The following is a 21,906-nucleotide window of genomic DNA, read 5'->3' on the forward strand; positions in this document are numbered from 1 at the left end:
TTCCCGATTGACCACCGCAGGAGTATCCCGCATGAACCAAGCCAGCCGCCTACGCGCCATGATCCACGCGAACGGCATGATCGTCGCGCCCGGGGCTTTCGACGGCATCACCGCGCGCCTGACCGAACAGGCGGGCTTCGAGGCCGTCTACATGACCGGCGCCGGCACGTCGGCGTCCAAGGGCTATCCCGATTTCGGCCTGCTGACCATGAGCGAGATGGCCGACAACGCCGGCCTCATCGCGCGCGCCGCGCGCATCCCCGTCATCGCCGATGCCGATACCGGCTACGGCAACGAGCTGAATGTCACGCGCACCGTCCAGGAGTACGAAATGCGCGGGGTCGCCGCCCTGCACATCGAAGACCAGGTGTCGCCCAAGCGCTGCGGGCACCTGGACGGCAAGGAACTTGTGTCGCGCGAGGACTATCTGGCCAAGATACGCGCGGCGGTCGCCGCGCGGCGCAACCCGGACTTCACCATCATTGCCCGCACCGACGCGCGCGCCGTGGCCAGCCTGGACGAAGCCTTGTGGCGCGCCAACGCGGCCCTCGCCGCCGGCGCCGACATGGTGTTCGTGGAAGCCGCGCAGACCCTGGAGGAAATCGCCTTGGTGCCCCAGGCGGTGCGGGGGCCCTGCCTGTTCAACCTGGTCAAGGGCGGCAAGTCGCCGGACGTCACCCTCGAACAGCTGCGCGGCTTCGGCTACAAGCTGACTATTCTTCCCAGCCTGCTGCTGGTGGCGGTGGTGCAGGCATGCGACCAGGCGCTGGGCGACCTCCAGCGCACTGGCGTGGCGCCTGACGCCGAGTCCGGCCCGAAGCTGCAGGAACGCGCGCGGCGCTTCGGCGCGGACGAATGGAATGCCCTGCGCACACGCTTTCGCGAGCCGCCGGAGGCCGCCGCGCATCTCGATACGGAGCACGCCGGAAATGCACGCGAAAACATTGTTCGATAAGGTCTGGGAGCAGCATGTCGTCAAGGTCCTGGACGGCGGCTGGGCGCTGCTGCACATCGACCGGGTCCTGCTGCACGACCTGTCCGGCACCGCCAGCCTGAATGCGCTGCGCGGACGCGGGCTGCCCGTGGCCCAGCCCGCACTTGCCTATGCCACGCCGGACCACGCGGTGTCGTCGGCGCCGGGACGCGGCCCGCACAGCTATCCGCCCGGCGGGCGCCTGTGGCAGGACCTGCGCGCCCGCTGCGACGAGGCCGGCATCCGCTTCTTCGACATCGGACATGCCGGCCACGGGATCGTCCATGTCATGGGGCCGGAACTGGGGCTCATCCAGCCCGGCCTGACGGCGATATGCGGCGACAGCCATACCTGCACCAACGGCGCACTGGGCGCGCTGGCCTTCGGCGTGGGCACCTCCGAGCTCGCGCACGCGCTCGCCACGCAGACGCTGCGCCTGCGCAAGCCGAAGACCATGCGGCTGCGCCTGGTCGGCACGCGCGCCGAAGGCGTGACGGCCAAAGACATCATCCTGCACGCCATCGGCGAGCTCGGCACCGGCGCTGGCACGGGACACGCCATCGAGTATGCCGGCCCGGTCATCGAGGCAATGGAGATGGACGAGCGCATGACGATGTGCAATCTTTCCATCGAAATGGGCGCGCGCATCGGCATGATCGCGCCGGACAATCGCTGCCTGGATTTCCTGCGCGGCCGGCCCCATGCCCCTTCGCCCCTGCAATGGCCCGCCGCCGCCGAGGCCTGGCTGGCGCTGCGCGGCGATGCCGGCGCGGTCTTCGACCGCGACGAGACCCTGGATATCACGGCGCTCTCGCCTACCATTACCTGGGGCACCAGCCCGGAACACGTCATGCCCATCGACGGGCGGATTCCCGACCCCGCCGCCTGCGCCGATGCCGACGACCGGCTCGCCCGGCAACACGCCCTGGACTACATGGGCCTGGCCGCGGGCACGCCCATCGCCGGCCAGCGGATCGACCGGGCCTTCATAGGATCCTGCGCCAACGGCCGCCTCTCCGACCTCGAAGCCGCCGCGCGCGTGCTGCGGGGCAAGCATGTGGCGGCCCATGTGCAGGCCTGGGTCGTGCCGGGCTCCGAAGCGGTCAAGCGCGCCGCCGAGGCGCAGGGACTGGACCAGGTCTTCCGCGCCGCCGGCTTCGAATGGCGCGAGCCGGGCTGCAGCATGTGCGTCGCCGCCAACGGCGAAGTCGCCGCGCCGCAGGAGCGGGTCGTCTCCACCACCAACCGCAATTTCGTCGGCCGCCAGGGTCCGCGGGTGCGCACCCATCTTGCCAGCCCCGCCACGGTCGCCGCCTCGGCGCTGGCGGGCGTCATCACCGCCGCCGGGAGCCTCTGAATGCAGCCCTACTCCACCGTCGAAGGACGCGCCGCCGCGCTCATGCGCGACAACGTCGACACCGACGTCATCATCCGCATCGAGCGCCTGAGCACCTTGTCCCGGGACGCCCTGGGCGAAGTGGTCTTCGAATCCCTGCAAGGCACGCCCGACTACCCGTTCATGGCCGGCGAGCCCAGCCCCATCCTGTTGGCGGGCCGCAATTTCGGCTGCGGCTCATCGCGCGAGGGCGCGGTCTGGGCTTTGTCCGCGCGGGGTGTGCGCTGTGTCATCGCTGCCGGGTTTGGCGACATTTTCTTCAACAACTGCTTCCAGAACGGCCTGCTGCCCATCGTGCTGCCGGAGGAGCAGGTCCACCGCCTGGCCGCGCAGGCCGGGCCCGGCTTCCGGGTCGACCTGCGCGCGCAGCGCATTACCGCGCCCGACGGGTCCTCGGTGGCCTTCACCGTCGATCCGCTGCGGCGGGCGGCGCTGCTCGAAGGACTGGACGACATCCAGCAGACCTTGCTCAGCGCGGCGGATATCCGGCAATGGCAGGCGCGGGACCAGGCCCAGCATCCCTGGCGCTGGCCGGACGAGGAAATCGGCGTGCCGTGCACGCTGATGCGAGGCGGCACCAGCAAGGGGGCCTTCTTCAATGCAGAGGACCTGCCGCCGCCCGGTCCCCGGCGGGACGCGCTGCTCAAGGCCGTCATGGGCAGCGACGACCTGCTGCAGATCGACGGCCTGGGCGGCTCGCGCCTGGTGACGGCCAAGCTGGCCATCGTCGGCAGGAGCAGCCGGCCCGACGCCGATGTCGACTACACCTATGGCATCGTGCCGCCGGGCCGCGGCATCGTCGTCTACACCAGCAACTGCGGCAATATCTCCGCGGCCGTCGGCCCTTACGCCATCGCGGCGGGCCTGGTGCCGGCGCGCGACGGCATCACGGAGGTCCGCATCCACAACACCAATACCCGCAAGCTCCTGATCGCCCATGTACCCACGCGCAACGGGCGCGTCCGCGTGGAAGGCGATTTCGCCATTCCGGGGGTCCCGGGCCAGGGCGCGGAGATCTTCATGGACTATCGCGTCACCACCGGCGCCAAGACAGGCCGCGTGTTGCCCACCGGCAGTCCGGTCGATACCTTCCAGCTGGAGGATGGACGCCGCCTGACGGCGACCCTGGGAGACGTCGCCAATCCCTGTGTCTTCCTGCGCGCGGCCGATCTTGGCCTGGACGGCAGCGAACTGCCCGACGCCATCAACGCCAATGACGTCCTGCTCGAGACGCTGCGCGAACTGCGCGGCAAGGCGGCGCAACGCATCGGGCTCTGCGCGGACTGGAGCAAGGCGGAATCGGAGTCGCCCGCCTTGCCGCTTGTCGTCATCGTCGCGCCGCCCTCGGCTTATGCGGACAGCGAGGGCCGCCATGTTCCGCTCGACGCCATGGACCTGCGGGCGCGCCTGATTTTCTATAACAAGTGCCATGAGAGCATGGCCGGCACCGGCTCCATGTGCACGGCCGCCATGTCCGCGATCGCCGGCACGCTGGCGCACGAAGCGGCGGGCGGCGGCGACAGACACCGCCTGCGCATCGGCCATCCGCTGGGCGTCATGGAGGTGGCCGTGCGCCTGGCGCAAGACGGCCAGGGAGCCGACGCGGAACAGCCGCGCTACGAACGCCTCGGTTTCGGCCGGACCGCGCGCCGCCTGATCGCCGGCACCGCCTACGTGCGCCGGGAGGCCCTATGAGCGCGCCGGACCGCGCCGCCAGCGCCACGGCCATCCTGGCCAGCTACGCGGCCCGCCCGCCGCTGGCGCTCACGCCGGCCCAGGCCGAATGCTGCGCCCGTTCGCTGGCCGACACCGTGGCCGTGGGCCTGGCGGCCCGCGCCGAGGCGGCCACGATCGCGGCCCACCGTTACCTGGAGGAGGCCGGCCTGCTCGCGCCAGGCGGCGCAACGGCCTCGTCCACGCTATGGGGCGCGCCCTATCGCGCCGCGCCGGAGATCGCCGCCTGGGCCAATGGCCTGGCCGGCCATGTCCTCGACTATGACGACGTGACCGTGCCCATGCGCGGTCATCCCAGCGTCGTCCTGTGGCCCGCCATCCTGGCCCTGGGCGAGGCGCGCGGCCTGAGCGGCCGGCACGCCTGCTCGGCCTTTGCCGTCGGCATGCAGGCCCTCGGCCAGCTCTCGCGGGCTTTCGCATCCCGTCAATACGAGCATGGCTGGCACACCACCGCCAGCATAGGCATCCTCGGGGCGGCCATCGCCTGCGCGCACCTGCTGGGACTGGATCAGCCGCGCACTCGCCATGCCCTGGGCCTGGCCCTGGCCCAGGCCGCCGGCGCGCGCGCCAATGTCGGCAGCCAGGCCAAGGCGTTCCAGGCGGGGCAGGCAGGCGCCGCCGGTTTGCGTGCCGCCTGCCTGGCGGCGGCGGGACTGCAAGCCGGCACGCAGGCCCTGGAGCATCCGCAAGGCTATTTGGCGCTCTATGCCGGCGCGCCGGACGCCGCGCTCGCCCCCTGGACAGACGGGGCGCTGGAACTCGAGCGCAGCGGGCTGGACGTCAAGCAGTATCCGATGTGCTACGCCACGCACCGGGCGCTGGACGCCGTGCTGGCGCTGCGCCAAGCACATGGCGTGGCCGCCGAGGACGTCGTGGCCATTCATGTCGAAACCAGCCATGCCGCCCTGCTGCCCTTGATCCATCCCCGCCCCGCCACCGGCTTGCAAGGCAAGTTCAGCCTGCCTTATGCCATGGCGGCGGCGATCCTGGATGGGCACGTACGGCTATCCAGCTTCACCGACGAGGCCGTGCAACGCCCCGCCATCCAGCGCCTGCAGGCCTTGGTCACATCCGAGGAAGCAGCGGGTCCGATCAACCCTCGCTGGGCCCGCGTCACGCTGGGCCTGCGCGACGGCCGCCGGCTGACGCGGCAAGTGCGGGTCCTCAATGGCTCGCACGAACAGCCGTTGAGCGAACAAGCCCTGTGCGCCAAGCTGGACGATTGCCTCGTGTGGGGCGGCTTCGATGTCGGGGGCGCGGCCTTGCTGGGACTCTGCCGCGACCTGCCTGAGCAAGACTGCCGCGGCTTCATGCGGGCGCTCGATGCGCGCCTGCGGGAGCCGCCGCGCAGGCCATCGATGCCAACGATCGATGCCAACGATACACACCAACAATTCACACACCGGAGACTGCCTTGAAAATCCTCGCCCCGATCGCGCTGAGCCTGCTCGCGTTGACCGCCGCCCCCGCCAGCGCCGCCTATCCCGACAAGCCGGTCACCATCATCGTCCCCTATCCGGCGGGCGGCGGCACCGATACCGTCGCGCGCAAACTGGCGCGCAACTTCTCGCAGCGCTGGAAGACCCCCGTCATTGTCGAGAACGTTCCGGGCGCCGAAGGCCTGTTGGGATCGGAGCGGGTGTTGCGCGCGCCCGCCGACGGCTACACCCTGCTGTTCCAGATCAGCCAGATGATGCTCTGGAAGAAAACCATGCCGCGGGCCCGGGTCAATGCCGTCGAGGACTTCCGCTACATCTCCAAGATCCAGACCTCCCCGTTGGCGTTCGGCGTCTCCCCCAAGCTAGGGGTCAAGACACTGGCCGACTATGTGGCGCTGTGCAAGGCAGGCCGCGCCGACTGCTCCTGGGGCTCCGGCAGCGCCTATGCGCAGTTGATCGGCAAGCAGTTGATGGACGTGGCGGGCATACCGAACGCGATCAACATTCCCTACAAGGGCACCGCGCCCATGATGACCGACGTTGCCGGCGGCCACATCGCCATGGCCGTGCCGGCCGTGACCTCCAGCCTGGGGCAGATCCAGGGCGGCCTGTTCCAGTTGCTGGCGGTAGGCTCCGACCGCCGCTCCAGCCAGGTTCCGGACACGCCCACCCTGGCCGAGGCCGGCTACGACGTTCATGGCGAAACCTGGTACGGACTGCTGGTCGCGAAGCAAACGCCGCAGCCGGTCGTGGACGAACTCTCCGCCGCGGTGCGCGTGGCCTCCCAGGACGCCGACCTGCTGGCGCAGATCCGGCACGATGGCGGCGAGCCGGTCTTCAGCACGCCTGAGGACTTCGCGCGCGACGTGACCCAGGAAAGCCAACGGCTCGAATCCTTGCTGGAGAAGTACTGGACGGCGCCCTGAGTCCCGGTTTGGCCGGGGCGGCGGGATCAGCCGAAACGGCCGGTGATGTAATCCTCGGTTTCCTTGCGCGCCGGCTTGACGAAGATCTGGTCGGTGGCGCCGAATTCCATCAGTTCGCCCAGGTACATATAGGCCGTGTAGTCGGAGCAGCGGGCCGCCTGCTGCATGTTGTGAGTCACGATGACGACGGTGTACTCGTGCTTGAGTTCGGCGATGAGCTCTTCTATCTTGGCCGTGGAGATGGGGTCCAGGGCCGAGCAGGGCTCGTCCAGCAGCAGCACTTCGGGCTTGATGGCCACGCCGCGCGCGATGCACAGGCGCTGTTGCTGGCCACCCGACAGGCTGTTGCCGCTCTGGTGCAGCTTGTCCTTGACCTCGTTCCAGAGCGCCGCCTTGGATAGGGCCCATTCGACGCGCTCGTCCATCTCTCCCTTGGACAGCCGCTCGAACAGACGCACGCCGAAGGCGATGTTGTCGTAGATGCTCATGGGAAAAGGCGTGGGCTTCTGGAAGACCATGCCGACCTTGGCGCGGATCAGCGAGATATCGGTCTTGGAGGTCAGCAGGTTTTCGCCGTCGAGCATGATCTCGCCCTCGGCGCGCTGGCCGGGATAGAGTTCGAACATGCGGTTGAAGGTGCGCAGCAGCGTGGACTTGCCGCAGCCCGAAGGGCCGATGAAGGCCGTGACCTTGTTCTCGCGTATCGACATGTTGACGTTGCGGATCGCGTGGAACTTGCCGTAGTAGAAGTTGAGGTTCTTGACCTCGATCTTGGCCTTCGCGGCTTGTGCGGTGTTTTCCATGTTTTTTCCTTGTGCCGATGCGCGGATCTACGACTTGCGGAACATATTGCGGGCGAGGATGTTGATCCCCAGCACCAGCAAGGTGATCAGCGTCGCGCCGGCCCAGGCAAGGTTGTTCCAGTCCCGGAAGGGGCTGGCGGCATATTGGTAGATGACCACGGGCAGGTTGGCCATCGGCGCATTCATGTTCCAGGACATGAATTGATTGGACAGCGCGGTAAAGAGCAGCGGCGCGGTTTCGCCGGCGATGCGGGCGACGGCCAGCAGCACGCCGGTGATGATGCCGCTGCGGGCGGCGCGATAGCAGACCATGGTGATCATGCGCCACTTGGGGCAGCCCAGGGCGGCGGTGGCTTCGCGCAGGCTGTTGGGCACCAGCAGCAGCATGTTGTCGGTGGTGCGCACCACGACCGGGATCACCAGGATGGACAGGGCCAGGGCGCCGGCCCAGCCGGAGTAGTGGCCGACCTGGGCCACATAGACGGCGTATATGAACAGGCCGATGATGATGGACGGCGCCGACAGCAGCACGTCGTTCAGGAAGCGGGTGGCCGGGGCCAGCCAGCCGCGCTGGCCATATTCGGCCAGGTAGGTGCCGGCCAGGATGCCCACGGGGGTGCCGATCAGGGTGCCCACGCCGGCCATCAGCAGGCTGCCGACGATGGCGTTGATCAGGCCGCCGCCCTGGCCCGGAGGCGGCGTGATTTCCGTGAACAGCGTATAGGACAGCGCGGGCGCGCCCTTGGCCAGCAAGGTCAGGATGATCCAGAACAGCCAGAACAGGCCGAACAGCAGCGCCCCCAGCGACACGGCGAGCATGCAGCGGTTGATCACGCGGCGGCGCCGGTAGACGCCGTTGTTCATGTTGAGCAAGGATTGAGGCATGAGGATTCCCGCGGTCAGGTCTTGGCGCCTTCGGCGGCCGACAGGCGGACCAGCAGCATCTTGGACAGCGCCAGGACGACGGTGGTGATGAGGAACAGGATCAGGCCCAGTTCCAGCAGCGCCGATTTCTGGATGCCGCCCGCTTCGTTGAACTCATTGGCCAGGGCCGAGGCGATCGAGTTGCCCGGCGAAAACAGCGATCCCGACCAGCGGAAGGCATTGCCGATGACGAAGGTCACGGCCATCGTCTCGCCCAGGGCGCGCCCCAGGCCCAGCATGATGCCGCCGATGACGCCCGACTTGGTGTAGGGCAGCACGACTTTCCACATGACTTCCCAGGTGGTGCTGCCCAGCCCGTAGGCGGACTCCTTGAGCATGGCGGGCACGAGCTCGAAGACGTCGCGCATGACCGCCGCGATGAAGGGGATGATCATGATGGACAGGATCAGGCCCGCGGTGAAGATGCCGATACCAAAGGGCGGGCCGGCGAACAGGCCGCCGATCACGGGCACATTGCCCAGCGTGGCGATCAGCAGCGGCTGCACATACTGCTGGAACACCGGCACGAAGACGAACAAGCCCCACATGCCGTAGATGATGGACGGAATCGCGGCCAGCATTTCGATGGCGGTGCCCAGCGGGCGGCGCAGCCAGGTCGGCGACAGTTCGGTCAGGAAGATGGCGATCCCGAAGGACACCGGGATGGCGATGGCCAGCGCGATGAAGGAGGTCAGCAGCGTGCCGATGATGGGCACGACGGCGCCGTAGTTCTGCTGGACCGGATCCCAGTCATTGAGCCACAGGAAGGACAGGCCGTACTTGGCGAGCGACTCGCGGCTGCCGTAGATAAGCGACACCATGATCGCCGCCAACAGGATGAAGACCAGGAAGGCGAACAGGCGGGTCAGGTTCTTGAAAAGCGCATCCATCAGCGCGTTGTTGTTTTGCTTCATAGGCGAAGGCGTGCCGGTGGTGATGTCCGCCTTGCCGGTCGGCAGCGGCACACTATTATCCATTACCGCGCTCATGGAGGGACTTTCCTTGTGACGCCACAACGGGGAAGAGAGGACAGAAACGGCAAGGCCGGGCGCGGCGCGGGAAGGCCCCGGCGGGGCCCGCCCGGCGGGCGAGCGCCCCCGCGCCCGGGGGCCTGCAGGATCAGTAGACCGCCTTGCCGTCGGCGCCCTTGACCGACTTCCAGGCGCTGCGGATTTCCTGGGTCACGGCGTCGGGCAGGGGCACATAGTCCAGGGCCTCGGCCGACTTGGCGCCATTCTTGAAGGCCCAGTCGAAGAACGCCAGGACGGCCTTGCCCTGGGCCGGCTTGTCCTGGGTCTGGTGGACCAGGATGAAGGTGGCGGCGGTCACGGGCCAGGAATCGGCGCCCGGCTCGTCGGTCAGCACCACGCCCATGCCGGGCGCGCTCTTCCAGTCGGCGTTGGCGGCCGCGGCGGCGAAGGCCTTCTGCTCGGGCTGGACGAACTTGCCGTCCTTGTTCTGCAGCTGGGTCCAGGCCAGTTTGTTCTGCTTGGCATAGGCGTATTCGACATAGCCGATGGCGTTCTTCAGCTGGCCGACGTAGGCGGCGACGCCTTCGTTGCCCTTGCCGCCCTGGCCGGTGGGCCACTTGACGGCCTTGCCTTCGCCCACGCTGCTCTTCCAGTCGGCCGAGACCTTGGACAGATAGTTGGTCCAGCCGAAGGTGGTGCCCGAGCCGTCCGAGCGGTGCACGACGACGATGTCGGCCGAGGGCAGCTTGACATCGGGATTCAGCGCCGTGATGGCGGCGTCGTCCCACTTCTTGATCTTGCCCTGGTAGATGTCGGCCAGGACCTTGCCCGACAGCTTGAGCTGGCCCGGGGCCACGCCGTCGATGTTCACCACGGCCACGGTGCCGCCGATCACGGCCGGGAACTGCAGCAGACCGTTCTTCTCCAGGTCTTCGGCCTTCAGGGGATCATCCGAAGCGCCGAAATCGACGGTCTTGGCCTTGATCTGCTGCTGGCCGCCGCCCGAGCCGATGGATTGATAGTTGACGATATTGCCCGTGGCGGCCTTGTAGTCGGAGGCCCACTTGGCGTAGATCGGATAGGGGAAGGAGGCGCCGGCGCCGGTGATGTCGGCGGCCTGCGCGGCAAAGACGGCGGCGCTCAGGGCCACGCCGACGGAAACTTGCTTGAAGACACGTTTGAACATTGCGGGTTCCTTCTGTGCTCTTGGGGAAAGACCTGCGGGCTCGCTGCCCGTTCTTGGCTGACAGGGCGAATCTTAAGCACCCAAAATGACAGGACCGTGACAGTCATAATCCCCCGGCCGTCACTTTTGGGGTCACGCCCCAAATACGCCGGCCCCGACCCGGAATGGCAAAGGGGCGCTTGCGCGCCCCTGCCCTGTCTCCTCGCCGCTGTTGCCCCGGGCGCTCAGGGATGGCCCAGCTTGGCCATCAGGTATTGATGCACATTGAACGCCGGGCGCCGGTTCTGCACGCGCGCGTAATCGCCATCGGCGCGCTGCTGCCAGGCCAGTTGGTTGTCACGCAAGGCATAGGTGAAGGCTTCGGCGATGACGCGCTTTTTCAGGGCCTTGTCGTAGACCGGGAAGGCCACCTCGACGCGGCGGAAGAAATTTCGGTCCATCCAGTCGGCCGAGGACAGATAGGTGGTCTCGTCGCCGTCGGCATAAAAATAGAACACCCGGGAATGCTCCAGGAAGCGCCCCACCACCGAGCGCACGCGGATGTTCTCGGACAGGCCGGGCACGCCGGCGCGCAAGGCGCACACGCCGCGCACGATGAGGTCGATCTTCACGCCGGCCTGGCTGGCCTTGTAGAGCTCCTCGATCACCTGTTCTTCGAGCAGCGAGTTCATCTTGGCCATAATGCGGGCGCGGCGTCCGGCCTTGGCGGCGCGGGCTTCGGCGCGGATCAGGTCCACCATGCCCTGGTGCAGCGTGAAGGGCGATTGCAGCAGCGCCTTGAGTTCGCGCCGCGCGCCCAGGCCGGTCAGCTGGCCGAAGACCTTGTCCATGTCTTCGCACAGGCGCGGGTCGGCGGTCAGCAGGCCGAAGTCGGTATAGAGGCGGGCCGTGCGCGGATGATAGTTGCCCGTCCCCAGGTGGGCGTAGCGGCGCAGGCGGCCGCGCTCACGGCGCAGCACCAGCGCCATCTTGGCGTGGGTCTTGTGCGCCACCACGCCGTAGACGACATGCGCGCCCACCTCTTCCAGGCGCGCGGCCCAGTTGATATTGGTCTGCTCGTCGAAGCGGGCCATCAGCTCCACCACCACCGTGACTTCCTTGCCGGCGCGGGCGGCCGCCAGCAGGATTTTCATCAGTTCGGAGTCCTCGCCGGTCCGGTAAATGGTCTGCTTGATGGCCATGACGTCCGGATCCAGGGCGGCGGCGGTCAGGAAGTCGATCACCGGCTGGAAGGACTGATAGGGGTGATGCAGCAGGCGGTCGCGCTCGGCCACGGCGGCGAAGAGTTCCGCCGGCTTGTCGCCCACCCGGTCAAAGGGCGCGGGCACCGGCGCCTGGTAGGGCGGAAACAGCTGCCCGGGGCGGGTGGCCGCATTGCACAGCTGCATCAGCCGCGAGAGGTTGACCGGGCCGCTGACGCGATAGGTGTCGGCGGCCGTGAGCGAGAACTCGCGCTGCAGAAAGATCTCCAGCTCGGGCGGCGTGAGCTTGTCGATTTCCAGGCGCACGGCGGCGCCGAAATTGCGTTGCGACAGCTCGCCCTGCAGGGCGTGGCGCAGATTGGTGACTTCTTCCTCGTCCACGAAGAGATCGCTGTTGCGCGTGACGCGCCACTGGTAACAGCCCAGCATCTGCAGGCCGGGAAAGAGCTCGCCCACGAAGGCGCGCAGCAGCGAGGTCAGCAGGATATAGCCTTCGGGCTGGCCGGATAGCTCGGACGGCATCTTGATCAGGCGCGGCAGGGCGCGCGGCGCCTGCACGACGGCGATCGAGGCCTGGCGGCCGAAGGCGTCGGCGCCCGAGAGGGCGACGATGAAATTCAGGCTTTTGTTGTAGACACGCGGAAAGGGATGCGCCGGATCCAGGCCGATGGGCGTGAGCAGCGGCATCACGTCGCGGGTGAAGACATCATGGGCCCAGGCCTGCTGCGCCGCGTTCCATTCCGAGGCATGGTGCAGGGCGATGCCCTCCTGGTCCAGTCGGGGCAGGATCTGCTCATTGAGCAGATCGTATTGGCGCGCCACCAGGGCGTGCACGGCCCGCTGCACTTCTTCGAAGGCCTGGTCCGGCGTGCGGCCGTCCGGCCCCACCACGCCAGGACTCTGGCGCTGCTGCTCTTTCAGGCTGGAGATGCGGATTTCAAAGAACTCATCCAGGTTGGAGCTCACGATGCACACATAGCGCAGGCGCTCCAGCAAGGGCGTATTGGGATTCTCGGCCATCGCCAGCACCCGCTCATTGAACTTGAGCAGGGACAGCTCGCGGTTAAGCAGCAGGGGTTCGCCGACCGAACGGATGGACATACCGGTTTCCATGCAATTCAACAGCCTTTGGTTTTACTGCAAAATCGTGACGGTTCCATGACGCAGGGCAATACCATAGGGCACGTCAAAATCGGGACACATGACAGCCCGTGTTGCGTGGAAGAAAACGACCGCTCTGCCAGCATTGTCATATCGGGTCTCTATAATCGAGGCGATTACCGTCATAGCTGCGAGCACATGGATCATCTTCTGGCCGCCGTGGACCTGGGGTCCAATAGTTTCCGCCTATCCATCGGCCGCGTTGTCCAGCAGGATGGCGTGGCGCAGATCTACCAGATCGACCGCCTGAAAGAGACCGTGCGCCTGGCCGCGGGCCTGGGCCAGGACAAGATCCTGGGCCGCGAGGCCATAGATCGCGCCGTCGGCGTGCTCGAGCGCTTCGGCGAGCGCCTGCGCAGCTTCCACCCCAACCGGGTGCGGGCGGTGGCGACCAACACCTTCCGGGTCGCGCGCAACACCCCTGACTTCCTGCCGCGCGCCGAGGCGGCGCTGGGCTTTCCCATCGAGGTCATCGCCGGGCGCGAAGAAGCCCGCCTGATCTTCACCGGCGTGGCCCACAGCCTGCCGCCCTCGCCCAACAAGCGCCTGATCATCGACATCGGCGGCGGCTCCACCGAAGTCATCATCGGCAAGGGCCTGGACCCCAACCTGATGTCTTCGCTCTACATGGGCTGCGTCAGCTACAGCCGCCAGTTCTTCCCCGACGGCCGGGTCGACGGCAGCGCCATGAAGCAGGCCGAGATCGCCGCGCGCCGCGAAATCGAAGTCATCGCCAAGCAATACCGCAAGATGGGCTGGAAGGAAGCCTACGGCTCCTCGGGCACGGCCAAGGCCTTGTTCGCCATCCTGACCGAATGCGGCTTCGCCAAGGCCATCACGGCCGCCGGCATGGCCAAGCTCAAAGATCGCATCGTCCGCTCGGGCAAGGTCATCCCCTCGGAGCTGCCCGGCATCAAGCTGGAGCGCGCCGACGTGCTGCCGGGCGGCCTGGCCATCATGAGCGCCCTGTTCGACGAGCTGGGCATCGAGACCATGTACACCGGCGACGGCGCGCTGCGCCTGGGCGTGCTGTACGACCTGATCGGCCGCGACGACCAGCACGACAAGCGCGACGAGTCCGTGCGCCAATTCATGCGGCGCTATCACGTCGACCTCAACCAGGCCCGCCGCGTGCGCCAGACGGCGCTGGCCTTGTTCGACGAGCTCATGCCGCAAGGCGGCGAGCGCGCCGAGCTGCGCAACGCGGTCGGCTGGACGGCCGACCTGCACGAGGTCGGCCTGTCCATCGCGCACAATGCGTATCACAAGCACAGCGCCTATGTGCTCGAGAATGCTGATATGCCGGGTTTTTCGCGCGCCGACCAACAGCTCATGGCCATGCTTGCCCTGGCCAGCCAGGGCAAGCTGAGCAAGGCCGAGTCCCTGGTGCGCAGCCGCGGCCAGTGGATCGCCATCCTGTGCCTGCGCATGGCGGTGCTGCTGCTGCGCCGGCGCGAGGACACTCCCCTGCCCTTCAAGCTGAAGATCGAGGGCAGCCATATCCAGGTCGACATCCCCCGCGAATGGCTCGACAGCCACCCGCTGACGGACTTCACGCTTCAGGGCGAAGTCTCAGAATGGCGCAAGGTAGGTTTCGCGTTCGAGCTGCTTGAGCGCTAGTCTGACTGGCCGGGTCGCGCACCGCACAAAGCGGATTTTCCAGCGGCGCAATACCCGGCGCATGTTCAGCGCGTCCCCGTGGGGCGCAGTTCGGCCGGCGGTTCGGCCAGCCCGAAGTGGCGCTTGTAGCGCTCATCCATCATTTCGATGTCCATGAGGACCGGGAAATCGGCGGCATTGAAATCCGGGTCCCAGGCGGGTTCGCCGCAAACCCGGGCGCCCAGCTTCAGATAGCCCTTGATGAGCGGCGGCACGCGCGCCGGCAGCGTGCTGTCCAGGCGCTCCATCGGATAGCGGTGCAGCGGCGTGACGCGCGGCTCGCCTTCGCGCGGCAGGTTCTTGGACACCGTGCGCCACACTTCGGCGGCGGTCACCCCGTCGTCGCGCAGGCTGACGCTGGCGCAGCCCAGCGCGTAACGGTAACCTCCGCGGCGCAAAAATTCAGCCAGCCCCGACCACAGCAGCATGATGACCGCGCCGCTGCGGTAGTCGGCGTCGGTGCAGGAGCGCCCCAGCTCCACCACCTCGTTGCGCAGGGCGCCCAGGCCGCTGAGATCGAATTCCGACTCGGAATAATAGCCGCCGGCCTCGCGGGCTTTCTCAGGGGTGAGGATGCGGTAGGTGCCCACCACGCGGCCGGTGTCCAGCTCCGTCACCATGAGGTGCTCGCACCAGGGATCGAACCTGTCCTGCTCTATGCCGTCATGGGCATCGGGAAAGACCGCCCCCATGTCCTGCGTGAAGACCCGGTAGCGCAGACGCTGGATCTGCTCGACCTCCTCGGGCGTGCGAGCCAGGCCCACGGCCAAGGTGCGGTGGCCGCTGCCGGCCCAAGTGCCGCTGCCATCGGTCACTTTATCCAAGCGGGCTAGTTCAAGCATTGCGCGGGGCTCCTAAATTTGCTGCAAGTGTGGACGCGCGTCATGTCAGTAGTCTGACGAAAATGTTACTTGACTGTGAAGTTTACGCCGCCCGGGAAAACTGCGCAGAAAACGGCCTGTTCTCATATGGTTACAACAATGAACAACGGCCCGCGCGGGGCGGGCCGTTTGTCGGGAGCGTTGCCGCGGGCTCAGACCAGGCTGGCGGCCAGTTTCTCGGCGCTGGCCCGGGCCAGCGCTTCATCTTCGGCTTCGACCATCAGGCGCAGCTTGGGTTCCGTGCCCGACGCCCGGATCAGCACCCGGCCTCGTCCCGCCAATTCGGCCTCGACCGCCTTGCGCGCCGACGCCAGCCCGGCGTGGGTCTTCCAGTCCATGCCGGGCTTGAGCGGCACATTGATCATGACCTGCGGATACATGCGCAGATCCGACACCCACTCGGCCAGGCTGGTCTTGTTGCCCTGCAGCGCGGCCAGCACCTGCAGCGCGGCAATGGTGCCATCGCCCGTGGTGTGGCAGTCCAGGCACAGGAGATGGCCCGAGCTTTCACCGCCATACTGCCAGCCACGGGCCAGCAGCTGTTCGAGCACATAGCGGTCGCCCACGTTGGCGCGCTCGAAGGCCACGCCCAGGCGCTGCATGGCGAGCTCGAAGCCGTAGTTGGTCATCAGCGTGCCCACCACCCCTTCGACCTTGCCGCGCTTCATGCGGTCGCGCACGATGGCGTAGAGCAGTTCGTCGCCGTTGTAGATACGGCCGCTGGCATCGACCATCTGCAGGCGGTCGGCATCGCCATCGAGGGCGATGCCATAGTGCGCGCCGCGCGCCTTGACCTCGGCGGCCAGCGACTCGGGATGCAAGGCGCCCACGCCCTTGTTGATGTTGAAGCCATCCGGCGACACGCCGATGGCATGCACCTCGGCGCCCACTTCGCGGAACACATGCGGGGCGATGTTGTAGGCCGCGCCGTGGGCGGCGTCGATCACCAGCTTCATGCCATGCAGGTCCAGCGTGTGCGGCACCGTGCTTTTGCAGAATTCGATGTAGCGGCCCTGCGAATCCGCCATGCGCCGCGCGCGGCCCAGCTCTTCGGAACGGACGCAGCCCAGCTCCTCGTCCAGGGCGGCCTCGATCTCGGCCTCGACCTCGTCGGGCAGCTTGGTGCCCTCGGCCGAGAAGAACTTGATGCCATTGTCCTGATAGGGATTGTGCGAGGCGCTGATGACGATGCCGGCCACCAGGCGCAGGGTGCGCGTGAGATAGGCCACGCCCGGCGTGGGAATGGGGCCGGCCAGCAGCACATCGATGCCCGCGGCCGACAGGCCGGCTTCCAGCGCCGATTCGAGCATATAGCCCGAGATGCGGGTGTCCTTGCCGATCAGCACCTGGGGGCGTCCCCCGAGGCGGCTGGCATTGCGGCGCACCAGCACCCGGCCGGCGGCATAGCCCAGGCGCAACGCGAAGGCCGCGTTGATCACCGGACCGCCGACTTCACCACGCACCCCATCGGTGCCGAAATACTTGCGTTGACTCATGTGAGGATGGCTCCTTGTTCGGCCGCCTGCCAGACCTTCAGGGCATCGACCGTGGCCGCCACATCGTGCACGCGCACGATGGACGCACCACGGGCCACGCAGGCCAGGGCGGCGGCAATGCTGCCAGGCAGGCGCTCGCCCACAGGGCGCCCGGTGGCGGCCCCTATCATGGATTTGCGAGACACGCCGATCAGCAGCGGATAACTGGAGACGCGCAGGCTGGCCAGCCTGCGCAGCAACTGGAAATTCTGGTCCATGGTCTTGCCGAAGCCGAAGCCCGGGTCCAGCACGATGCGGCGCGGATCGACCCAGGCCGCGCGCAGGCGTTGCGCGCGCGCGCCCAGGAACACGCCGATCTCGCCCATGAGATCGGTGTACTCGGGCGCTTCCTGCATATTGCCCGGATCGCCCTTCATGTGCATGACGCACAGGCCGCAGCGCGACGGCGCCACCGCCTCGATGGCGCCAGGCTGCCGAAAACCATAGATGTCGTTGATCATGTCGGCGCCGGCGTCGAGCACGGCGCGCATGACCTCGGGTTTGAAGGTGTCGATGGACAGCGGCACGCCGCAATCGCGCAAGGCCTCGATGACCGGCAGCAGCCGCCTCATCTCTTCTTCGGCCGGCACGGGAGGCGCTCCCGGGCGCGTGGACTCGCCGCCCAGGTCGAGGATATGAGCGCCTTCGGCGATCAGCTTGCGCGCGTGCGCGACCGCGGCGTCGGGATCATCGTGCTCGCCGCCGTCCGAAAACGAGTCCGGCGTGACATTAACGATGCCCATGACAAGCGGGCGCTCGAGATCCAGCTCGAAGCGCCCGCACAGAAAAGAATTGGCCATGTAGAAACTTCAGGGAACGGCCGTGGCTTACACCGCGGCGGCCGTGTTGCCCCCGGCGGCCACGCCGCTGGCCGGCGTGTCCGGCGAATCCGACGGACCCTGGGGGGTCTTGGGCGGACGCGGCGGACGGCCTTCAACGATGTCGTTGATCTGGTCGGCGTCGATGGTTTCCCATTCGAGCAGCGCGCGCGTCATGGCCTCGACCTTGTCGCGGTTGTCTTCCAGGATCTTGCGGGCCACGCCGTATTGCTCATCGATGATGCGGCGGATCTCGTTGTCGACCTTTTGCATGGTCGCCTCGGAGACGTGGGTGGTCTTGGTGACGCTGCGGCCCAGGAAGACCTCGCCTTCGTTTTCGGCATAGACCATGGGGCCCAGCTCGTCGGTCATGCCGTAGCGGGTGACGATGTCGCGGGCGATGGCGGTGGCGCGCTCGAAGTCGTTGGAAGCGCCGGTGGTCATCTGGTTCATGAAGACCTCCTCGGCGATACGGCCGCCGAACAGCACCGCGATGGTGTTCAGCAGGCGGTCCTTGTCCATGCTGTAGCGATCGCTTTCCGGCAGCTGCATGGTCACGCCCAGCGCGCGGCCGCGCGGGATGATGGTGACCTTGTGGACCGGGTCGGTCTTGGGCAGCATGCGCGCCACGATGGCGTGGCCGGACTCATGGTAGGCGGTGTTGCGGCGCTCTTCCTCGGGCATGACGATGGAGCGGCGCTCGGCGCCCATGATGATCTTGTCCTTGGCCTTTTCGAAGTCCGACATATCCACCGTGCGGCCATTGCGGCGGGCGGCGAACAGCGCGGCTTCATTGACCAGGTTGGCCAGGTCGGCGCCCGAGAAACCGGGGGTGCCGCGCGCCAGGATGGTGGCGTCCACATTGGGCGACAGCGGCACCTTGCGCATATGGACCTTGAGGATCTGCTCGCGGCCGCGGATATCGGGCAGCGGCACCACGACCTGGCGGTCGAAGCGGCCCGGACGCAGCAGCGCGGGATCCAGCACATCGGGACGGTTGGTCGCGGCGATGACGATGACGCCCTGGCCCGACTCGAAGCCGTCCATTTCGACCAGCATCTGGTTCAGGGTCTGTTCGCGTTCGTCGTTGCCGCCGCCCAGGCCGGCGCCGCGCTGGCGGCCGACCGCGTCGATTTCGTCGATGAAGATGATGCAGGGCGCGTGCTTCTTGGCGTTTTCGAACATGTCGCGGACACGGGCCGCGCCCACGCCGACGAACATTTCAACGAAATCCGAGCCGGAAATGCTGAAGAAGGGCACCTTGGCCTCGCCGGCGATGGCCTTGGCCAGCAGCGTCTTGCCGGTGCCGGGCGAGCCGACCATCAGCACGCCGCGCGGGATGCGGCCGCCCAGCTTCTGGAACTTGCTGGGGTCGCGCAGGAAGTCGACCAGCTCCTGGACGTCCTCCTTGGCTTCGTCGCAGCCGGCGACATCGGCGAAGGTGATCTGGTTGGTGTTTTCGTCGAGCATGCGGGCGCGCGATTTGCCGAAGCTGAACGCGCCGCCCCGTCCGCCGCCCTGCATCTGGCGCATGAAAAACACCCAGACGCCGATCAGCAGCAGCATCGGGAACCAGGACACGAAAATGCTCATCAGCAGCGACGGCTCTTCGCGCGCCTTGCCGGAAACCTGCACGCCGTACTTCAGCAGGTCCGAAACCATCCAGAGGTCGCCCGGCGAGGTGAGCGTATACGAACGCCCGGTATCCGGCGTGACATAGAGCACATCGCCCTGGACGTCGACCTTGCGGATGCGGCCTGCCTTGGCATCATCCATGAACTGGGTGTAGGTGACGCCGTCCTGGCTCTGTGCACGTCCGTCGAACTGCTTGAATACCGTGAACAGCACCAGCGCGATCACCATCCAGACCGCAACTTTAGAAAACGAATTGTTCAAGGTCGATCTCCTGCTCTCGATTCCGACCGGCAGACCCGGCGCTCCCGCGCGCAACAGCGCCCGGCCTGCAATATAAAGTCAATAGCCCATTCTACCCTGACAAGGCAGATTGCGCCGGTTGGCGCCCCGCGGCCTGTTACGCCCGGGCTGTTCAGGGGTGTTACCCCCTTTGTGTTATTCGGTTGTATTGTTTTTCGAATCCCTCACCACGGGGTCCTTGAGATCACGCGCCACGAGGAAAGTTTCAGAGGATTTGTCGCGCGAAGCCTTGGGCTTGCGCTCGACCACCCGCTTGAAACGCTGCTTGAAGGACTGGACGATCTGCGAGAACCCGCTGCCGTGAAACGCCTTGACGATCAGGACGCCGTTGGGCTTGAGATGCGCGCAGGCAAATTCCAGGGCCAGGTCACAGACATGCTGGATCCGGGCCGAATCGGCCACCCCCACCCCGGACAGGTTGGGGGCCATATCCGAAATTACAAGGTCCACGGCGTGATTTCCCACCCGTTCTTCGAGTTCGCGCAGCACCTCGTCGTCCCGGAAGTCGCCCTGGAAGAATTCCACCCCGGCGATGGGCTCCATGGGCAGCAGGTCCAGGGCGATGATGCGCCCGTCGATCACCCCGCCGGCGCCGGCCAGGCGCTCGCGCGCGACCTGCGACCAGCTGCCGGGCGCCGAACCCAGGTCGACCACCACATCGCCCTTTTTGAGCAGTTTTTCAGTTTCGAGGATTTCGATCAGCTTGAAGGCGGCGCGCGCCCGGTAGCCCTTCTGTTGCGCCAGCTTCACATAAGGGTCGTTGATGTGCTGATGAATCCAATCTTTGGAGAATTTCTTTTTGGCCATTACCGTACAATTCCACGCATGCCTATATTAGAACTCACCTCACGCGAGCGTAGCGATCTTCGTTCCGCCGCCCACCCCCTGAAGCCTGTCGTCCTTATCGGCGACGCGGGCCTGACCGACGCCGTCCTGAAGGAAATCGACCGCGCCCTCACCTCGCACGAGCTGATCAAGGTGCGGGCCGGCGGCGAGGACCGCGATACGCGCGAGGCCATGCTGGCCAGCATCTGCGACACGCTTTCCTGCGCCCCGGTGCACCACCTGGGCAAGATCCTGATCCTGTTCCGTCCCTCGGCCACGACGCCGGCGCAAGCCGCCGAGGCCTCGGGCAAGCGCCGCGCCAGCGAGCCGCACACGCCCAAGAAGCTCGCCGCCGAAGGCAAGACCTTGGCCAAGGGCCGCCCGCGCAAGCCCGCCGAGGGCGAGACGCCCAAGACGGCCGCGCCGCGCTCGGCGCCCCTGAACGAAAAAGGCCGCCCGATGCGTCCCTCCACGCGCAAGCCCAAGGACGCCGCCGGCCACGGGATCCCGCGCCGCGCCGGCAGCGCCCTGTCGCTGCGCGCCGGCGCCCGCAGCGGCAGCGCCCGGGGCGGCCTGCAGCGCGCGCGCGTGATCAAAAGCAAATAATCTGTCTTGCCGGGAGCCTTCCGGCTTCCGATTTCAAAGGAGCCGCCAGGCTCCTTTTTTGTTTGTCCCAGGCGCCCCAGGACAAGCATCGCCCCGTCGAGGGGCTTGCGCCTCGCCGGCCATGCCGGCCGCGCGGCGCGCAAAATCCGGATAAAACCGCGCCCCCCTGGACTCGGGACGATAAACCGGTCGCGGGCGATGCATAGACCGGTGAAGTCCACGAAGGGGGGCGGTTTGGCGCTTAGAGGTAGCGCACGCCAATGACTTCGTACTCGCGCACGCCCGAGGGCGCTTTCACTTCCACTACGTCGCCCTCGGACCGGCCGATCAAGGCACGGGCCACCGGGCTGGACACCGAAATCAGGTTGGACTTGATATCAGCCTCCACGTCGCCGACGATCTGGTACGTCAGGCGGTCGCCCGAATCCAGGTCTTCGATTTCGACGGTTGCGCCAAACACGGCGCGGCCTTCCGCATCCAGGGCGGTCGGATCGATCAAATGCGCGTTGGACAGCGTCGCTTCGAGTTCAGCAATACGTCCCTCAATAAAACCCTGGCGCTCGCGGGCGGCATCATATTCGGCATTTTCCGACAGATCACCCTGGGCCCGGGCCTCGGCGATCGCATTGATCACCGCCGGACGTTCGATGGTTTTCAGCCGGTGCAGCTCTTGTTGCAAGCGCTCGGCCCCGCGCACTGTCAAAGGAATGGCAGACATGTCGTTATCCCAGCAAAAGTAGAAAACGCCCCAAAGAGGCGTTTCGGTGAAAGCCCAAGCCACGCTGCCAAAAGACCGTACGCCATCGCCGCCCTGGCGGGGTCGCCCCGGGGCAGTTTGGCGTGTGATCTTCCAGAATGTTGGCGGCCGGCCAAAAAACAGCAAACCGGACCGCGGCACGCTCCAGACGGAAAGCGTGGCTCAAAGCCAAAAC

Annotated in this window: 18 protein-coding genes; 7 read left to right on the forward strand and 11 right to left on the reverse strand. The window is 66.8% G+C overall.

The window, feature by feature from the left end:
• The first annotated feature begins 31 nt into the window (after positions 1 to 31).
• The 5 genes from L540_RS16095 to L540_RS16115 are packed head-to-tail and all read left to right on the forward strand — an operon-like array spanning position 32 to position 6,468.
• Positions 32 to 955: an isocitrate lyase/PEP mutase family protein gene (locus tag L540_RS16095; protein WP_068945290.1), complete on the forward strand. Its 924-nt coding sequence runs from the start codon at positions 32 to 34 to the stop codon at positions 953 to 955.
• Positions 930 to 2,330, forward strand: coding sequence for a 3-isopropylmalate dehydratase large subunit (locus tag L540_RS16100; RefSeq protein WP_043210973.1), 1,401 nt, complete (start codon positions 930 to 932; stop codon positions 2,328 to 2,330). The genes L540_RS16095 and L540_RS16100 overlap by 26 nt, the downstream gene beginning before the upstream one ends.
• Positions 2,331 to 4,064 carry a 3-isopropylmalate dehydratase small subunit gene (leuD, locus tag L540_RS16105; protein ID WP_082149665.1) on the forward strand — a complete coding sequence of 578 codons (1,734 nt, stop codon included), beginning with the start codon at positions 2,331 to 2,333 and terminating at the stop codon, positions 4,062 to 4,064.
• A complete protein-coding gene (locus tag L540_RS16110) occupies positions 4,061 to 5,521 on the forward strand; it encodes an MmgE/PrpD family protein (RefSeq protein WP_053073231.1) in 1,461 nt (486 codons plus the stop codon). The genes leuD and L540_RS16110 overlap by 4 nt, the downstream gene beginning before the upstream one ends.
• Positions 5,518 to 6,468 (forward strand): tripartite tricarboxylate transporter substrate binding protein, encoded by a 951-nt coding sequence (locus L540_RS16115; RefSeq protein WP_053073232.1) that lies wholly within the window; start codon positions 5,518 to 5,520, stop codon positions 6,466 to 6,468. Before L540_RS16110 ends, L540_RS16115 begins: the two co-directional genes overlap by 4 nt.
• A 26-nt stretch (positions 6,469 to 6,494) precedes the next feature.
• Here the strand turns inward: L540_RS16115 and pstB are convergent, their stop codons facing one another.
• The 5 genes from pstB to ppk1 all read right to left on the reverse strand — a co-directional run bounded on the left by pstB (position 6,495) and on the right by ppk1 (position 12,655).
• Entirely contained in the window at positions 6,495 to 7,271 is a 777-nt protein-coding gene (gene pstB, locus L540_RS21805; RefSeq protein ID WP_029577452.1) for a phosphate ABC transporter ATP-binding protein PstB, read from the reverse strand.
• Between the two features lie 27 nt (positions 7,272 to 7,298).
• Positions 7,299 to 8,156, reverse strand: coding sequence for a phosphate ABC transporter permease PstA (pstA, locus tag L540_RS21810; RefSeq protein ID WP_082384655.1), 858 nt, complete (start codon positions 8,154 to 8,156; stop codon positions 7,299 to 7,301).
• A gap of 14 nt (positions 8,157 to 8,170) precedes the next feature.
• Positions 8,171 to 9,184 carry a phosphate ABC transporter permease subunit PstC gene (gene pstC / locus L540_RS16130; protein WP_043210971.1) on the reverse strand — a complete coding sequence of 338 codons (1,014 nt, stop codon included), beginning with the start codon at positions 9,182 to 9,184 and terminating at the stop codon, positions 8,171 to 8,173.
• 130 nt (positions 9,185 to 9,314) lie between these two features.
• Positions 9,315 to 10,352, reverse strand: a complete 1,038-nt coding sequence (pstS, locus tag L540_RS16135) for a phosphate ABC transporter substrate-binding protein PstS (protein ID WP_043210969.1) — start codon at positions 10,350 to 10,352, stop codon at positions 9,315 to 9,317.
• A gap of 224 nt (positions 10,353 to 10,576) precedes the next feature.
• Positions 10,577 to 12,655 carry a polyphosphate kinase 1 gene (ppk1, locus tag L540_RS16140; protein ID WP_043210967.1) on the reverse strand — a complete coding sequence of 693 codons (2,079 nt, stop codon included), beginning with the start codon at positions 12,653 to 12,655 and terminating at the stop codon, positions 10,577 to 10,579.
• Positions 12,656 to 12,853: 198 nt separating this feature from the next.
• Here ppk1 and ppx point away from each other — a divergent pair, with 198 nt between their 5' ends.
• Complete coding sequence (ppx, locus tag L540_RS16145; protein ID WP_043210964.1) at positions 12,854 to 14,335, forward strand: exopolyphosphatase; 1,482 nt, start codon at positions 12,854 to 12,856, stop codon at positions 14,333 to 14,335.
• Positions 14,336 to 14,400: 65 nt separating this feature from the next.
• Here ppx and L540_RS16150 read toward each other — a convergent pair whose 3' ends face one another.
• From L540_RS16150 to L540_RS16170, 5 genes are all read right to left on the reverse strand, one after another.
• Complete coding sequence (locus L540_RS16150) at positions 14,401 to 15,216, reverse strand: GNAT family N-acetyltransferase (RefSeq protein WP_043210961.1); 816 nt, start codon at positions 15,214 to 15,216, stop codon at positions 14,401 to 14,403.
• A gap of 191 nt (positions 15,217 to 15,407) precedes the next feature.
• Positions 15,408 to 16,751: a phosphoglucosamine mutase gene (glmM, locus tag L540_RS16155; RefSeq protein WP_043210959.1), complete on the reverse strand. Its 1,344-nt coding sequence runs from the start codon at positions 16,749 to 16,751 to the stop codon at positions 15,408 to 15,410.
• Positions 16,748 to 17,590 carry a dihydropteroate synthase gene (gene folP, locus L540_RS16160; protein ID WP_043210957.1) on the reverse strand — a complete coding sequence of 281 codons (843 nt, stop codon included), beginning with the start codon at positions 17,588 to 17,590 and terminating at the stop codon, positions 16,748 to 16,750. Before folP ends, glmM begins: the two co-directional genes overlap by 4 nt.
• Before the next feature lie 27 nt (positions 17,591 to 17,617).
• Positions 17,618 to 19,504 (reverse strand): ATP-dependent zinc metalloprotease FtsH, encoded by a 1,887-nt coding sequence (gene ftsH / locus L540_RS16165; protein ID WP_043210955.1) that lies wholly within the window; start codon positions 19,502 to 19,504, stop codon positions 17,618 to 17,620.
• Positions 19,505 to 19,678: 174 nt separating this feature from the next.
• Positions 19,679 to 20,350 (reverse strand): RlmE family RNA methyltransferase, encoded by a 672-nt coding sequence (locus L540_RS16170; RefSeq protein ID WP_043210954.1) that lies wholly within the window; start codon positions 20,348 to 20,350, stop codon positions 19,679 to 19,681.
• Positions 20,351 to 20,368: 18 nt separating this feature from the next.
• Between L540_RS16170 and L540_RS16175 the strand changes: the two genes are divergently transcribed.
• The gene (locus L540_RS16175; protein ID WP_043210952.1) at positions 20,369 to 20,974 is read left to right on the forward strand and encodes a YhbY family RNA-binding protein; all 606 of its coding nucleotides are present in this window, start codon (positions 20,369 to 20,371) and stop codon (positions 20,972 to 20,974) included.
• Positions 20,975 to 21,215: 241 nt separating this feature from the next.
• Here the strand turns inward: L540_RS16175 and greA are convergent, their stop codons facing one another.
• Positions 21,216 to 21,692: a transcription elongation factor GreA gene (gene greA, locus L540_RS16180; protein WP_043210949.1), complete on the reverse strand. Its 477-nt coding sequence runs from the start codon at positions 21,690 to 21,692 to the stop codon at positions 21,216 to 21,218.
• Between the last annotated feature and the right edge of the window lie 214 nt (positions 21,693 to 21,906).

This window comes from Bordetella pseudohinzii (assembly GCF_000657795.2).
Taxonomy (GTDB): Bacteria; Pseudomonadota; Gammaproteobacteria; order Burkholderiales; family Burkholderiaceae_B; genus Bordetella; species Bordetella pseudohinzii.